At 71.7% G+C, this 13836-nt stretch carries 14 protein-coding genes; 7 read left to right on the plus strand and 7 right to left on the minus strand.

Annotated elements, in window-relative coordinates:
* The first annotated feature begins 98 nt into the window (after positions 1-98).
* The 3 genes from ACIHEJ_RS18050 to ACIHEJ_RS18060 all read left to right on the plus strand — a co-directional run bounded on the left by ACIHEJ_RS18050 (position 99) and on the right by ACIHEJ_RS18060 (position 3567).
* A complete protein-coding gene (locus ACIHEJ_RS18050) occupies positions 99-1118 on the plus strand; it encodes an SGNH/GDSL hydrolase family protein (protein ID WP_400136318.1) in 1020 nt (339 codons plus the stop codon).
* 162 nt (positions 1119-1280) lie between these two features.
* A complete protein-coding gene (locus tag ACIHEJ_RS18055) occupies positions 1281-2501 on the plus strand; it encodes an acetyl-CoA C-acetyltransferase (RefSeq protein WP_400136321.1) in 1221 nt (406 codons plus the stop codon).
* A gap of 283 nt (positions 2502-2784) precedes the next feature.
* Positions 2785-3567, plus strand: coding sequence for a hypothetical protein (locus ACIHEJ_RS18060; RefSeq protein ID WP_400136324.1), 783 nt, complete (start codon positions 2785-2787; stop codon positions 3565-3567).
* Positions 3568-3591: 24 nt separating this feature from the next.
* Here the strand turns inward: ACIHEJ_RS18060 and ACIHEJ_RS18065 are convergent, their stop codons facing one another.
* Positions 3592-3903, minus strand: coding sequence for a hypothetical protein (locus tag ACIHEJ_RS18065; RefSeq protein ID WP_400136327.1), 312 nt, complete (start codon positions 3901-3903; stop codon positions 3592-3594).
* A 99-nt stretch (positions 3904-4002) separates the two neighbouring features.
* Between ACIHEJ_RS18065 and ACIHEJ_RS18070 the strand changes: the two genes are divergently transcribed.
* Complete coding sequence (locus ACIHEJ_RS18070; RefSeq protein WP_020940491.1) at positions 4003-4233, plus strand: DUF4287 domain-containing protein; 231 nt, start codon at positions 4003-4005, stop codon at positions 4231-4233.
* A gap of 58 nt (positions 4234-4291) precedes the next feature.
* On the opposite strand, the gene ACIHEJ_RS18075 is transcribed toward ACIHEJ_RS18070, so the two are convergent.
* The 6 genes from ACIHEJ_RS18075 to ACIHEJ_RS18100 all read right to left on the minus strand — a co-directional run bounded on the left by ACIHEJ_RS18075 (position 4292) and on the right by ACIHEJ_RS18100 (position 9861).
* On the minus strand, positions 4292-5149 hold the full coding sequence (locus tag ACIHEJ_RS18075; protein WP_400136330.1) for a Bax inhibitor-1/YccA family protein: 858 nt from the start codon (positions 5147-5149) through the stop codon (positions 4292-4294).
* A gap of 126 nt (positions 5150-5275) precedes the next feature.
* Entirely contained in the window at positions 5276-6448 is a 1173-nt protein-coding gene (locus ACIHEJ_RS18080; protein WP_400136333.1) for a 4-hydroxybenzoate 3-monooxygenase, read from the minus strand.
* A gap of 182 nt (positions 6449-6630) precedes the next feature.
* Positions 6631-7299 (minus strand): hypothetical protein, encoded by a 669-nt coding sequence (locus tag ACIHEJ_RS18085; RefSeq protein ID WP_400136336.1) that lies wholly within the window; start codon positions 7297-7299, stop codon positions 6631-6633.
* Positions 7300-7349: 50 nt separating this feature from the next.
* Entirely contained in the window at positions 7350-9269 is a 1920-nt protein-coding gene (locus ACIHEJ_RS18090; RefSeq protein ID WP_400136339.1) for a hypothetical protein, read from the minus strand.
* 114 nt (positions 9270-9383) lie between these two features.
* Positions 9384-9602 (minus strand): hypothetical protein, encoded by a 219-nt coding sequence (locus ACIHEJ_RS18095; protein ID WP_400136342.1) that lies wholly within the window; start codon positions 9600-9602, stop codon positions 9384-9386.
* Between the two features lie 43 nt (positions 9603-9645).
* The gene (locus tag ACIHEJ_RS18100) at positions 9646-9861 is read right to left on the minus strand and encodes a hypothetical protein (protein ID WP_400136344.1); all 216 of its coding nucleotides are present in this window, start codon (positions 9859-9861) and stop codon (positions 9646-9648) included.
* Positions 9862-10091: 230 nt separating this feature from the next.
* Here ACIHEJ_RS18100 and ACIHEJ_RS18105 point away from each other — a divergent pair, with 230 nt between their 5' ends.
* From ACIHEJ_RS18105 to ACIHEJ_RS18115, 3 genes are all read left to right on the plus strand, one after another.
* Positions 10092-10499 (plus strand): helix-turn-helix domain-containing protein, encoded by a 408-nt coding sequence (locus ACIHEJ_RS18105; protein ID WP_400136347.1) that lies wholly within the window; start codon positions 10092-10094, stop codon positions 10497-10499.
* Between the two features lie 140 nt (positions 10500-10639).
* Entirely contained in the window at positions 10640-10891 is a 252-nt protein-coding gene (locus tag ACIHEJ_RS18110) for a hypothetical protein (RefSeq protein WP_400136350.1), read from the plus strand.
* Positions 10892-10943: 52 nt separating this feature from the next.
* Positions 10944-11438: a hypothetical protein gene (locus ACIHEJ_RS18115; RefSeq protein ID WP_400136352.1), complete on the plus strand. Its 495-nt coding sequence runs from the start codon at positions 10944-10946 to the stop codon at positions 11436-11438.
* The last annotated feature ends 2398 nt before the right edge of the window (positions 11439-13836 follow it).

Genomic DNA, 13836 nt, shown 5'->3' on the forward strand with positions numbered 1-13836 from the left:
GGTGACGCGGGGCGGGCGTTCACTCCCCGTTGAGATTGATGCACAGGCCGTACGGGGCAAGGAGTGGATGTACGGCTACGAGGAGGTGGCGGCGACGCATGACGAGCATGTCGAGGGCGAGGGTGGCCCGGCGGATCGCGGCCGGGGCGGCGTACGGCGGCGGCGGGGTCGGACTGGTCGGCGCGGCCACCGTCGGGCTGCTGCTGGCGGAGGTGCGGCTGGCGCGGCGCCATGTGGGCAACGGCAGCGGCGGCCGCGTGCCGGTGGCCGACGGTGTCTACGGCCACGCCTACGACGCCCCCGGGGCGCCGCCCCTCAGGCTGACCATGCTGGGCGACTCCACGGCGGCGGGCCAGGGCGTGCACCGGTCGGGGCAGACACCGGGCGCACTGCTGGCGTCGGGGCTCTCGGCCGTGGCGGAACGGCCGGTGGAGCTGCGCAACGTCGCGCTGCCCGGGGCCCAGTCCGACGACCTGGACCGCCAGGTGACCCTGGTGCTGTCGTCGCCCCTGCCCGTCCCCGACATCTGCGTGATCATGATCGGCGCGAACGACGTGACCCACCGGATGCCGCCGACCCGCTCGGTACGGCACCTGTCGGCGGCGGTACGACGGCTGCGCACGGCCGGCGCGGAGGTGGTGGTCGGAACCTGCCCCGACCTCGGCACCATCGAGCTGGTGCAGCAGCCGCTGCGCTGGCTGGCCCGGCGGGCGTCCCGGCAGCTGGCGGCGGCGCAGACGATCGGGGTGGTGGAGCAGGGGGGCCGGACGGTGTCCCTCGGTGACCTGCTGGGCCCGGAGTTCGAGGCGAACCCGCGCGAGCTGTTCGGCCCGGACAACTACCACCCCTCGGCCGAGGGCTACGCGACGGCGGCGATGGCCGTCCTGCCGACGGTGTGCGCGGCGCTGGGGCTGTGGCCGGCGGAGGAGGAGCGGCCGGACGTCTTCCGCCGCGAGGGCTTCCTGCCGGTCGCCCGCGCCGCGGCCGAGGCGGCCTCGGAGGCCGGTACCGAGGTGACGGCGGCGATGCCGACGGGCCCGCGGGGACCGTGGGCGCTGCTGAAGCGCCGGCGGCGGCGCCGGGTGCCGGAGGCCGAGCCCGCACGCCCCTCGGTGTGACCGCCCTTTCCCGCCCGCTCCCGGGAAGCCATCCGCCACAGACCCAAGCAAGCGCTTAGTAAGATGCGGCCAGTGTCACACCGTCGTCCCCGTGACCCGGCCTCTACGTAGCGGTAACTTCCCAACCAGCCCTGCCCGAAGAACCTGTTCACTGGAGCCGTGATGCCCGAAGCCGTCATCGTGTCAACCGCCCGCTCCCCCATCGGCCGCGCTTTCAAGGGCTCCCTGAAGGACCTGCGCCCGGACGACCTGACCGCCACGATCATCCAGGCGGCCCTCGCCAAGGTCCCGGAGCTCGACCCGCGGGACATCGACGACCTGATGCTCGGCTGCGGCCTGCCCGGCGGCGAGCAGGGCAACAACCTCGGCCGCATCGTCGCCGTGCAGATGGGCATGGACCACCTGCCGGGCTGCACCGTCACCCGGTACTGCTCCTCGTCCCTGCAGACCAGCCGCATGGCCCTGCACGCCATCAAGGCCGGCGAGGGCGACGTCTTCATCTCGGCCGGCGTCGAGACGGTCTCCCGGTTCGTCAAGGGCAACTCCGACAGCCTGCCCGACACGCACAACCCGTTCTTCGCCGAGGCCGAGGCCCGCACCGCCGCCGTCGCGGAGCAGGAGGGCACCACCTGGCACGACCCGCGCGAGGACGGCCTGGTCCCCGACGCCTACATCGCGATGGGCCAGACCGCCGAGAACCTGGCCCGCACCAAGGGCGTCACCCGCCAGGACATGGACGAGTTCGGCGTCCGCTCGCAGAACCTCGCCGAGGAAGCCATCAAGAACGGCTTCTGGGAGCGGGAGATCACCCCCGTCACGCTTCCCGACGGCACGGTCGTCAGCAAGGACGACGGCCCGCGCGCCGGCGTCACCCTGGAGGGCGTCTCCGGTCTGAAGCCGGTCTTCCGCCCCGACGGGCTCGTCACCGCCGGCAACTGCTGCCCGCTCAACGACGGCGCCGCCGCGGTCGTCATCATGTCCGACACCAAGGCCCGCGAGCTGGGCCTGACGCCGCTGGCCCGCATCGTCTCCACCGGCGTCTCCGGCCTCTCCCCCGAGATCATGGGCCTGGGCCCGGTCGAGGCCAGCAAGCAGGCCCTGCAGCGGGCCGGCCTCACCATCGACGACATCGACCTGGTCGAGATCAACGAGGCCTTCGCCGCCCAGGTGATCCCCTCCTACCGGGACCTCGGCATCGACCTCGACAAGCTGAACGTCAACGGCGGCGCCATCGCCGTCGGCCACCCCTTCGGCATGACCGGAGCCCGCATCACCGGCACGCTCATCAACTCCCTGCAGTGGCACGACAAGCAGTTCGGTCTGGAGACGATGTGCGTCGGCGGCGGCCAGGGCATGGCGATGGTCATCGAGCGTCTCAGCTGACACACCGTCCGTAGCGAGTCGGACACCTTACGTCAGGAAGTGGCCCAGAACCGAGGAAACCCCAAGGTTCTGGGCCTTTCTGTGATCCAATCTCCCTCATGATGTGACCTATATCGCCCCCTGGACGCATCGGTGCAGGTCAACACAGGTCAGCGCACCGGGCGACGAACCCAGCGGCCCAAAGTCATGTCCGTTTCGTGACGTTACGCACTGACAGCTGGTTAGTCCGCCCTTCAAGCTGATGTAGGAAGTCGGGGGTCGACTTTGAACCGGGAGTACGTCAGTGAGCGCCATGCCGATCGCCTTGCTGCTCACCACGGCCGCCACGGGCGCCGTGGGCGTCGCTGTCCTGCGCACCGTCCTGAAGCTCCGCCGTCAGCTCTCGGAGCTGCAGCGGCAGCTCACCGAGGACCAGGCGGCCGCGACCCGCGCCCTGCTGCCGCACGCCCGCAGCCACGCCGACGCCGAGCAGATACGTGCGGCCGTGGCCGAGGCGCTCGCCGAGGAGCGGGAGCGCGAGCTGGCCGAGGCGCGCGCCTTCTGGGCCGCCCAGGAGGCGCGTGACGCCTCGGACACGCCCTCCCTGCTCGGGCTGACCGAGACCGATCTCTTCCTGCCCCGGCAGGCGGACTTCGTGGGCCTGGAGCCGGTGTCCGAGCCGTCCGCCGAGCCCGAGGAGTTCCCCGGGGACTCCCCGGAGCTGGCCGCGGCCCGCCGTCGCCACCCCTCGCACCCGGACTTCGTCCCGGTGCAGTCGTCGGCGGTCAACGACCACGAGCGCACGGTCACCACGCTGGAGGAACTGGCCGCCGAGCGCGTCGAACTCGCCGACGTGCGCCCCGGCCCGCTCGGCACCCTCGACGTGTACGTCTTCGCCGACGGCACCACCCTGTGCATGACTCCGGGCCACCGCGACACCGCCGAACGCCTGGCGGCGGCCGTGGCGGCGGGCGAGACCCCGTACCTCCTCGGCGGCTCCGGCATCTCCGGTGCCTACACCCTCACCTTCGCCTGCGGCGAGGAGACGGTCTACATCCTGGCGGACCGGGTCATCGCGTCCCTCTGAGCCGGCGCCGCCCGCCGGCGGCGCTCAGACCCCCGCCCGCTGCCGCGCCTCCTCCACCACCCGTACCGCCTCGGCGACCTCGTCCTCACTCGTCAGCACCACGGCCAAGTCGTGTGCGGCCACGAGGACCTGATCGGCCGCCGCGAACATCCCCGCGTCCGGCATCTCACGCGGCTCCCGGGCCGGATCCTCGATCCGCTGGGCCCGCAGGGCCAACTCCCTGGCCAGCGCCAGGGCCTCGGCCGCGGCGCCCCGCTGGAGGCGACTCTGGGGCGCCGCCCGCAGCCGGTCGGCGAAGTGATCCACTGCTTGGGTCAAGGGCGTCGTATCAACCACGCGCCGAGCGTAACGCGCCGCACTGTTGCCAATACGCGAACGCTCAGGCACGGTGACGTGAAGGACCGGCTTACATCCCCTTTGCGTTCGGAGGCGCCGATGTCCCAGCTCTTCTCCGAGGAGACCCACCGCAATCTGCTCGCCCGCATCCCCCACTGCACCGGCCGGGAAGTCTCCGACTGGCTGCGCACCGTCGAAGAAGGCCCGGCACTGTTCCGCTTCGAGGAGAAGGTCAGCTGGCTCCGGCACGAGTACGACCTCGCGTACGGCCACGCGAAGGCGATCGTCCACGAGTACGACCTGAGGAGGGCGGCTCGCAAGCTGCTCTAGACGTGCGAAGGCCCCGGGCCGTGCAGCCCGGGGCCTTTCTGCGCGACCGGCGCGTGCGCTAGTCGTTGTTGGTGAAGATGGCCACCAGTCGCAGCATCTCCAGGTAGATCCACACCAGGGTCACGGTCAGGCCGAACGCGGCCAGCCAGGACTCGTTGCGCGGGGCGCCGTAGGCGATGCCGTCCTCGATCTGCTTGAAGTCGAGGGTCAGGAAGAACGCGCCGAGCACGATGGCGATGATGCCGACGAGCGCGCCGAGCGGGCCGAAGCTGCGCAGACCGCCGTTCTCGGCGACGCCGAACACGACCAGCAGCAGGTTGACCGCCATGACGACCAGGAACGCCATGGCGATGGCCATGCCGATGCGGGCGTAGCGGGCGGTGACGCGGATCCAGCCGGCCTTGTAGACGAGCAGGGTCGCGGCCGAGACCGCCATGGTTCCGAGTACCGCCTGGAACGGGGCGCCGCTCCAACGGCTGTTGTACATCTCGCTGATGACGCCGAGGAAGACGCCCTCGAACGCGGCGTACCCGAGGATCAGCGCGGGAACCGGGGTGCGCTTGAAGCTCTGGACCATCGCCAGGACGAACGCGATCAGCGCGGAACCGACGGCCAGCCCGTAGCTCGTCGTCGAGACCGGCAGCAGCGCCCAGGCGAGGACGGCGCCGACGGCGACCGTGCCGAGCGTGAGGGCCGAACGGACGACGACGTCGTCCATGGTCATCCGGTCGGTGGTGGCCGGGGCCTGCGGCGGGGCGCCGTACTGCACGCCCTGCTGGGCGTAAGGGTTCTGCGCGTAGGGGTTCTGCGCGTAGGGGTTGCCTGCGTACCCGGCCTGCGGTGCGGTGTTGAAGCCGGCGTAGCCGTTGTCGCGGCTGAACCCCCGTCGCGAGAAGACCGGGTTGCTGCTCCTCATTTCACTCCTCCATGGCCACCCTGCGCGGCCTTGGCTCAAGAGTAATGGATTGGCAAAAGACCGTCCGTAATACCTCGGGAGGATCTTTCCCTTACGGATCTTCCCTTCACCGTGCTGCGCCACACGCTACAGAGGAAACCCCGTGTACGCCTCGGCGAGGTCGGTCTCGGCCGCGCGGGAGGAGGCGATCCGTGCCAGTCGGGCCTGTTGGAGGCGGGCGTCGAAGGCCGTGGCGTCCGGGGCGGGGTGCAGCAGGGTCGTCATGTCGTAGGAGAACCGCTCGGCCTGCCAGACGCGGCGCAGGCAGGTCGCGGAGTAGGCGTCGAGGAGGTCCGAGGAGCCGGTCTCCTTCTCGTGGACGAGGGCGCGGGCGAGGGTGACGACGTCGCCGACGGCGAGGTTCAGCCCCTTGGCGCCGGTCGGCGGCACGATGTGGGCGGCGTCACCGGCGAGGAACAGCCGGCCGTGGCGCATCGGCTCGTGCACGAAGGAACGCATGGGCGTGACCGACTTCTGGGTGACCGGGCCCCGCTCCAGCCGCCAGTCGTCGTCGGTCTCGAAGCGGCGCTCCAGCTCGTCCCAGATCTGCTCGTCGCTCCACCGCCCGGCGTCCGTCCCGGCGGGGACCTGGAGGTAGAGGCGGGAGACGGACGGTGACCTCATGGACAGCAGGGCGAAGCCGCGTTCGTGGCGGGCGTAGACGAGTTCGTCGTGCGAGGGCGGGACGTCGGCGAGGATGCCGAGCCAGGCGTAGGGGTACGACCGCTCGAAGACCCGGGAGGTCCCGGCCGGGAAGGCTTCCCGGGCCACGCCCCAGAAGCCGTCGCAGCCGACGACGTGGTCGCACTCCAGCACGTCCTCGCGGCCCTGGTGCCGGAACCGGATCCGCGGCCGGTCGCCGTCCGCGCCCTCGACGGCGAACGCCTCCGCCTCGAACAGCAGCGGGCCGCCCTCCGTCAGCTGGAGCGCGATGAGGTCCTTGCAGACCTCCGTCTGGGCGTACACCCTCACCGACCGTCCGCCGGTCAGGGCAGGGAAGTCGACGCGGTGGCGGCGCCGGTCGAAGCGGAGCTCGATGCCGTCGTGGCGCAGCCCCTCCCGGTCCATCCGCTCCCCGGCCCCGGCGGCGCGCAGCACGTCGACCGTGCCCTGCTCCAGGATTCCGGCGCGCTGGCGCTGTTCGACGTAGGCGCGGTCGCGGCTCTCCAGGACGACCGAGTCGATTCCGGCGCGGTGCAGCAGCCGTGCGAGCAGCAGCCCGGCCGGGCCCGCTCCGATGATCCCGACGGTGGTGCGCATCGACTCCGCCCCTTCACAGCGATCTGAGTTCGCCTGGTGAAATTTCCTTCACCTTCCGGTGGGCGTCGAGTCTGCGCCGGGGGGCATCCGGTGTCAACGGGTGAGTAAGGGGTGGGCCGCCCGCCGGGTCCGCGGGAGGCGCTCGCGGACCCGGCGGGCGGCCGGGCGGGACGGCTGCGGGGTCAGTGGCCCGGCCAGCCGTCCAGGTGCCGGTGGAGTGTGACGGTGGGCTGGGCCTTGGCCTTCGGTGCGTGGGCCACGGCGTCGCGCAGGACCGCGGTGACCTCGCCCGCCAGGCCGTCGGCCCGCGTCCTCAGTTCGGCCGCGGGCAGCGTGGAGCGGGTCAGCGCGTCCAGCCGGCGGTGGATGTCGTCGAGCCGGTGCCGGGTGCCGGCGTCGAGGCTGAACGCGGTGGGCGTGGAGACCACGAACTGGTAGGCCCCGGCGAGGGTCTGGCAGCCGGTGCACTCCTTGTTGGCCGCGTCGCTGTAGTTGGAGGCGTTGAGGTGCGTGTGCTCCCCGGCGACGGTGACGATCTGGAAGGACAGCGCGACCGACCGGCAGTGGTCGTCGGCCGAGCAGCCCGCGGAGACGGCGTTGGCCTGGTTGCGCGCGCCGACGGCGTTCACGGTGCCGAACTGGCGGACCGTGAAGGAGTCCCTGCTCTGGGTGTGGTGCGCCCGGTCGGCATGGCTGAAGACGTGGTCGGAGGCGAACGCCGCGTGCGCGCTGCCGGTCGCCGCCTGGGCCGGGACGGTGGTGGCCACACCGGCGACCCCGGCCGCGAAGAGGCCGAGGCGCAGAGCGCGCTGGGTGAGGGGGCCGGGGCGTGCCTTGCGATGGCTGCTCATGGGATCTCCTGTGGTGTCATGAGGACTCCCTTCGGGGAGTGGACGGGACGTCAGGACGACGCCGGCGCGGGCGATTCGCCGGGCGCGGATGACGAGGGTTCGGAGGACGGCGACGCCGGCACGCTCTCCGACGGGGTCGGGGAGGCGGGCGGAGTCGGGTCCGAGGTGGTGGGCGGCGGCCCCGGCTGCGCACTGGTCCCGCCGGAGGAGGAGCCCGGCTGCCGCGGCCTGGTGCCGGTCGGCTCGCCCGGTGCTCCCGAGGCCGACGACTGCGGCGCGGAGGCGGACGCGCTCTCCGACGCCCCGGCCGACGGGCTCCCGCCAGGCGACACGGACGCCCCGGGCAGCGCCGACGGGGACGCGGAGGCGTCGCCACCGGTGCCGTACGCTCCGTCCTCGCCGTCGGCCGGGGTGGTCGTGCCCCCCGGCGCGGGCTCCCGGGTGGGCACCCCGGGCTGCAGGATCGGTGCGATCGGAGGCTTCTTCGGCAGGGGTTTCGGGGTCACCCCGGACACCCAGGCGTACGAGAGCCCGGTCAGTCCGGCGAGGGCGAGCACGCACAGCGCCAGCCGCAGCCGGGGCCGGCCGGCCGTGGCGCGTTTCGCGGCCCGGAAGAGCCGGCCGCCGATCTTCACGGACAGATAGACGACACCCGCCATCGGGCACAGCAGCATGACACTGCCGATCACCCCGACGAGTCCGGCGACGATCTGTCCGTGGGCGAACGCCGATCCGGTGCCGAGGAGTTGCTCGGTCAGCGAGCGGACCATGGTGGTGAGGATCCGGGGCAGGTTCCACAGCGCGTAGCCCATCTCGCCGACGATCAGCGGCACCATCGTCAGCACCCAGGTGGCCACGATGGTGCGCGCGGACTTCTTCAGTCCGGCGACCTCCGCGCGCGCCGCCCGGCCCTTGGCGCCCGGGACGAGGGCGAGCAGGATCGGTCTGATCTTGCCGTAGAGGTCGGGGACTCCGGCGAGGTCGCCGAGGATGTAGTAGCCGTCCAGGCGGACGGCCGGCATCAGCTGTTCCAGGATCTCGAAGTGCCCGAGGTAGACCGCGGCCAGGAAGAACTGCGCCCCCGTGGCGAAGTAGGCCCCGGCCATGGCCAGCATGAAGACGACGTTGAAGTACACCCCGCCGAGGTCGGTGCGCAGCCGCCCGGCGCGGGAGATCCGGTAGACGTCGGTGACGTCGGTGTACATCGACGGCCAGATGAGGAAGAGCCCGCAGCCGATGCAGCCGGGGCGGGCTCCGCCGTACCGGCAGGCGGAGGCATGGCCGAACTCGTGGAAGACGAGGGAGGCCACGGTGAGGCCGAAGACGATCAGGATCAGCACCGGCTGGTCCAGGACCTCCAGCACCGGTTCGATCGCCCCGAAGAAGCCGAACAGCCACACGTCCATGGCGACGGCCGCGAGCAGCACGGCGGCGACCACGGCCGGCCGGTGCAGCCAGGCCAGCGACCGCGCGATCCACGCCGTGCGCCGCTCGTCGAAGATCACCCGGTGGCCCTTGAGGGCGAGGAGCAGGTCGGAGCGCGGGGCGTCGACCTCGCCGTCCTCCTGACCCTCGGGCACGCACACGCCGAGTGGTTCGAGCTTGTTCTCCACCAGGTAGCGGACGTTCTCGCCGCTGACCTCGCGACCGAAGCGGGCGCTGACCCGGTGGGCGATCGTGTCGACGTCGCGCACACCGTCGACGGACGACGCCACCAGGTACAGCAGCCGGGACAGCTGGACGACCTGCCCGTCCCCCCGACGGGCGATGTACTTCGGGTCGGTGAAGCCCGAGCCCTGGTACTCGCCGTGCAACTGCAGCCCGGCGCTGAGCCGCGGGACGGGGCCCGTCGGCGTTCCGACGATCGGCAGAGTGCCGGTCGTCACCTGCTCGTACGTCACCGGCCAGCCCCCGGGGCCGGGCACCGGACCGGTGTCGTAGAGCGTGGGCCCGTCTCCGAGCACCGTCATATGTGGTCTCCCCCCACGTGGGCACCGCTTTCCCCCCGGAAACCGGCCGAGGGGCGGACCGCCCCGCACGCCCATGTGCGATCCGCCCCCACAGCCGTCGTCGCGGCGGTGCCGTTACTGCTTGACGGTGATCGTCTGCTGGGCCGACGACTCGGCGTCCGACCACGCGGAGTGGTCGTTCAGGGCGGCCGACTCGTTGTGGGCGTCGATGTTCGCGACGTGCTTGGTGACGTTGACCGTCTTGCCGAAGCTGAACTTCAGCCGGCCGAGGGCCTCACGGCCCGGCAGCAGCTCCGCGGACTCGCCGTCCAGCTCGCGCATGTCCATGCTCATGATGGTGTTCCTTCCTGTGGTTTCGGGTGGTGGGGCGCGAGCGTTACTGGGTGACGCTGATGGTCTGGCCGGCGCCGGAGTCGGCCACGGACCACGAGGAGTGGTCGTTCAGGGCGGCGGACTCGTTGTGGGCGTTGATGTTCGCGACGTGCTTGGTGACGTTGACCGTCTTGCCGAAGCTGAACTTCAGCCGGCCGAGGGCCTCGCGACCCGGCAGCAGCTCCGCGGACTCGGCGTCGAGCTCGTGGGCGTTCAACATGTCATTCCCCCTCGGGAAACAGGCGGTTCCGGTCGGAGAGAGTCAGGTTCCCCCCGGACTCTGTCCAACTTGGTCGGACGAGCTGTCCAACGAGATTGGACACTAGGCCCTCGCGGCACCGGTCCGCAACCCGTTCGGGGAATCACCCTTTCGGCGGCCCGCCTACCCGCCCGTAGAATCGGCGCCGACAGGGACGGTCCGGTCGAACGGCGAGCAGGAAGTGGACTTCGGTGGCCAACGCACTGCAGCAGTTGATCCGTGAGCGCCTCGACCGCAAGGGCTGGTCCTACGGCGACGTGGCGCGCCGCGGCGGCGTGCCCCGCTCCACCGTCCACCACCTGGCCACCACCGACCGGGTCGTCCGCATGCCCCAGTCGGCCACGCTGGAGGGCCTGGCGAAGGGCCTGGAACTGCCGCTCGACACGGTGCGCCGGGCCGCGGCCGAGGCCTGCGGCATCCACGTGTACGGCACCCCTTCCGGCCGGGACGCCGACGAGACGGCCGTCCGGGCCGCCGACCCCGAGGTGGACCTGCTGATCGCGAGCGTGCAGCAACTGTCGGCCGAGGACCGCCGGCATGTCGCCGCCCTGGTGGAGTCCCTGCTGGGGCGCTCCGCACAGTCGACCCCGGAGAAGTGACCGCAAACCGCCCGCTCTCCGTCGCATCGGAAAAATATCCGACTGCACCCGAATGCGGCGAGATCCCCCGCTAGTCTCTCGTCCTGCCCGAGGAGCGACAGCCGCACGTCCCCGGGCTCTTTGGGGGGAACGTGTTGTTCGTGCATGGCGGGCCGGCCACCGCGGTGGTCCGGGGTCCCGCCGGTGAATCGGTCGTCCTGCTCTCCGGCGAGCTGCCCGAGGTGCTCACCGAGGACGCGGTGACCGAGCTGATGGACCTGGCCGCCGCGATCCTGGACACGGAGGAGCTGGAGCTGTTCCACACCTGTCTGCGCACGCTGCGGGCGGGGGGCCTGCGGGCGGGCCGGCACATCCAGGTGGGGGGTGCCGTGATGACGGTGTACGAGGGGTGAGACCGCCGGCGTCGACACGGCGTCGAGAGGGAGGTGGTGCCCGGAGCCGGACTTGAACCTCGGCATCGCGCGCGAGCTGACCGAGAACCCCCGGCTGAACCTGCCCACCCTCGCTGAGCATCTGCCATGGACGGCCGAGAACATCCGCCTCCTCATGGCCGGCCGGGGCGTGCCGCCGCGCGAGCGGCACCGCAAGGAGGAGGGTGACCCGCCGGTCTGCAAGCCCAGCGAGCAGCTCCGTGACCTGCTCGCCGACTGGCACCAGGTCCTGGACGACGAGAAGAAGGCCCGCGCGGCAGTGGACGAGGCCATCGCCGACGACTTGAGGGCCAACCCGGCCCTGACCAACGCGGAGATGGCCACGCATGTGCCGTGGGCTGAGGAACAGGTGCGGCTCATCGCTCGCGCACACAACGTGCCGCGCCGCCGTAAGCGGGGCCCGGAGCACAAGCTGATCGAGGACAAGGGCCGCCCGAAGTCGGTCGTCGTCCCCTACGACTGGTACATCCAGCAGCCGGGTGCGGACCCGAGCATCGTGAAGCGGTAACGGCCGCCGGGAACGTCGAGGGGGCCGCACGCATCGCGTACGGCACCCTCGGCATGCCGGTTACAGGTGGCTGGCGACGAGCGCGATCAAGACGAGCGCGGCGGCAATGGCGACGGCCTGCCGTTCCTTCCCCTGCGCCCGCGAGCGCGGCGAGCATCGTGGTCCGGCTGGAGCGCCGGAAGCGGCCGAGGCGCTGCTGCTGGGCGATGTACTTCGCCGCGGTGATGACGTCGACGCGGAGCGCCTCGTAGGCGTCCGTCGCACGCCGTGCACGCTCGAGGGCCCCGGCGAGCGCCGCGGTTCAGTCGGGCCGACCGCACTCGTCGGCGGCGTACGGCGGCTGTTCGAGGACGTCGGTGGGGGCGTCCGGCTTGGGGGGGCGGGCGGGCAGTTCAACCTGATGCGGTGCACGCCGTTCACGTACTCGCTGGGGTGGGCGTGCGGTCGGCGCCGACAGCGACCGCGCCGCTCGCGCTCTTGCAGCGCAGCCGCGCACGCGACGTCCTGACGAAGACTCCCACCGGAACCAGCCGTGAGAGCGGGGGCGCGTACGCCTCGCAGCAACCGCCCGTTCTCCTGACGCGACCGATTCGCACCGCATATCATTGCGGCATATACCTCTCGCTTTCCGTATCTATTTCCCGGCCGCTCCCGGACAGCCTCCGGAAAAAGTGGCGGTCGGTAGGTATCAATAGTTGGCGGAAGTGAAATCACGCCTTCAAATGCGCGTAGACGCCTTCCCCGTCCGGCATTTTTCAGATAAATTACAGAGGCATAATTTCGCATATGAGGACTTCGCTTCGGAGATCCCATCTCAAGATGGTCGGCCTGCTCTCCTGGGCCGGCGCCCTGGCCATGGTCTCCCCCATGGTCCCGACGGCGGTTGCGGTGGCCGACGCTCTGGAGAGAGCGCATGCCGGTCTTGGTCCCAAGGGTGCCGTGAGTGCCGATGTCCTGCCCCGGCGCCTGATGCCCGCGGGTGACGAGCACCCCGACGCGCATGAACGCCAGACGGATGCGCTCCACGGGCCCCAGGGCGGCGACGGACACGACTCCCACGGCCCATGGCCGAGACCGCCGAAAGGGCAGCAAGGGCCACAGGGTGCCCAAGGAACGCAGGGCGCGCAGGGCGCGCAAGGCGCGACAGGAGCCCAGGGGCCTCAGGGATCGGGTACTCAGGGTGCGCCGGGGCCTCAGGGCCCTCAGGGCTTCCAGGGTTCCGCAGGGACGCAGGGGCCCACCGGAGCCCAGGGTGCCGGTGGTCCGCAGGGCTCGACAGGGGCCCAGGGTGCCGGTGGTCCGCAGGGCTCGACAGGGGCCCAGGGTGCCGGTGGTCCGCAGGGCTCGACAGGAGCGCAGGGTGCCGGTGGTCCGCAGGGCTCGACAGGGGCCCAGGGTGCCGGTGGTCCGCAGGGCTCGACAGGGGCCCAGGGTGCCGGTGGTCCGCAGGGCTCGACAGGAGCGCAGGGTGCCGGTGGTCCGCAGGGCTCGACAGGAGCGCAGGGTGCCAACGGTCCGCAGGGCTTCCAGGGCTCCACCGGCGCTCAGGGCCCCGTCGGGACGCAAGGGACGGCGGGAGCACAGGGAGATACGGGAACCCAGGGCCCACAGGGCGTTCAGGGCGCTGGTGGACCACAAGGCTCGGCAGGATCCCAGGGCGCCACTGGCGTCCAGGGAGAGGCGGGCACACCGGGTCCGCAGGGCTCTCAGGGGGCCATCGGTCAACAGGGGACCGCGGGAACTCAGGGGGCGACCGGCGCACAGGGCTCCCAGGGCTCGGTGGGACCACAGGGCACTCCGGGATCCCAGGGGGCGACCGGTGCCCAGGGCGGCGACGGTGCTCAGGGCGCTTCCGGGGCCCAGGGGGAGGCAGGGGTCGCGGGCCCGCAGGGCTTCCAGGGATCGGACGGTTCCCAGGGACCCACCGGCCCGCAGGGGTCCATGGGGGTTCAGGGAGAGGCCGGCACGACGGGCCCGCAGGGCTTCCAGGGTTCGACGGGAGCGCAGGGCTCCGCCGGTTCGCAGGGCGCGGTGGGAGCACAGGGGGATACGGGAACCCAGGGCCCGCAGGGCCATCAGGGCGCTGGTGGACCGCAAGGTTCGACAGGCGTCCAGGGCTCCACCGGAGTCCAGGGCGTGACAGGCGCTCAGGGCACACAAGGCTTCCAGGGTTCGACCGGCTCGCAGGGTATTGCGGGCCCGCAGGGGGCTACCGGGGCACAGGGCGATACCGGCGGCCAAGGGCCCCAGGGTGCGCAGGGTTCCGCTGGGAACCAGGGTTCTGCCGGCCCGCAGGGGTCCACGGGGGTTCAGGGAGAGGCCGGCACGACGGGCCCGCAGGGCTTCCAGGGTTCGACGGGAGCGCAGGGCTCCGCCGGTTCGCAGGGCGCGGTGGGAG

Origin of the sequence: Streptomyces sp. NPDC052301 (genome assembly GCF_044593395.1) — a bacterium.
Lineage (GTDB): Bacteria > Actinomycetota > Actinomycetes > Streptomycetales > Streptomycetaceae > Streptomyces.

What these genes read in the sequence shown, in the direction of transcription:
- ACIHEJ_RS18050 (WP_400136318.1), top strand. Translation starts at nt 99, where the DNA reads ATGACGAGCATGTCGAGGGCGAGGGTGGCCCGGCGGATCGCGGCCGGG.
- ACIHEJ_RS18055 (WP_400136321.1), top strand. Translation starts at nt 1,281, where the DNA reads ATGCCCGAAGCCGTCATCGTGTCAACCGCCCGCTCCCCCATCGGCCGC.
- ACIHEJ_RS18070 (WP_020940491.1), top strand. Translation starts at nt 4,003, where the DNA reads ATGTCCCAGCTCTTCTCCGAGGAGACCCACCGCAATCTGCTCGCCCGC.
- ACIHEJ_RS18075 (WP_400136330.1), bottom strand. Translation starts at nt 5,149, where the DNA reads ATGAGGAGCAGCAACCCGGTCTTCTCGCGACGGGGGTTCAGCCGCGAC.
- ACIHEJ_RS18080 (WP_400136333.1), bottom strand. Translation starts at nt 6,448, where the DNA reads ATGCGCACCACCGTCGGGATCATCGGAGCGGGCCCGGCCGGGCTGCTG.
- ACIHEJ_RS18085 (WP_400136336.1), bottom strand. Translation starts at nt 7,299, where the DNA reads ATGAGCAGCCATCGCAAGGCACGCCCCGGCCCCCTCACCCAGCGCGCT.
- ACIHEJ_RS18090 (WP_400136339.1), bottom strand. Translation starts at nt 9,269, where the DNA reads ATGACGGTGCTCGGAGACGGGCCCACGCTCTACGACACCGGTCCGGTG.
- ACIHEJ_RS18095 (WP_400136342.1), bottom strand. Translation starts at nt 9,602, where the DNA reads ATGAGCATGGACATGCGCGAGCTGGACGGCGAGTCCGCGGAGCTGCTG.
- ACIHEJ_RS18100 (WP_400136344.1), bottom strand. Translation starts at nt 9,861, where the DNA reads ATGTTGAACGCCCACGAGCTCGACGCCGAGTCCGCGGAGCTGCTGCCG.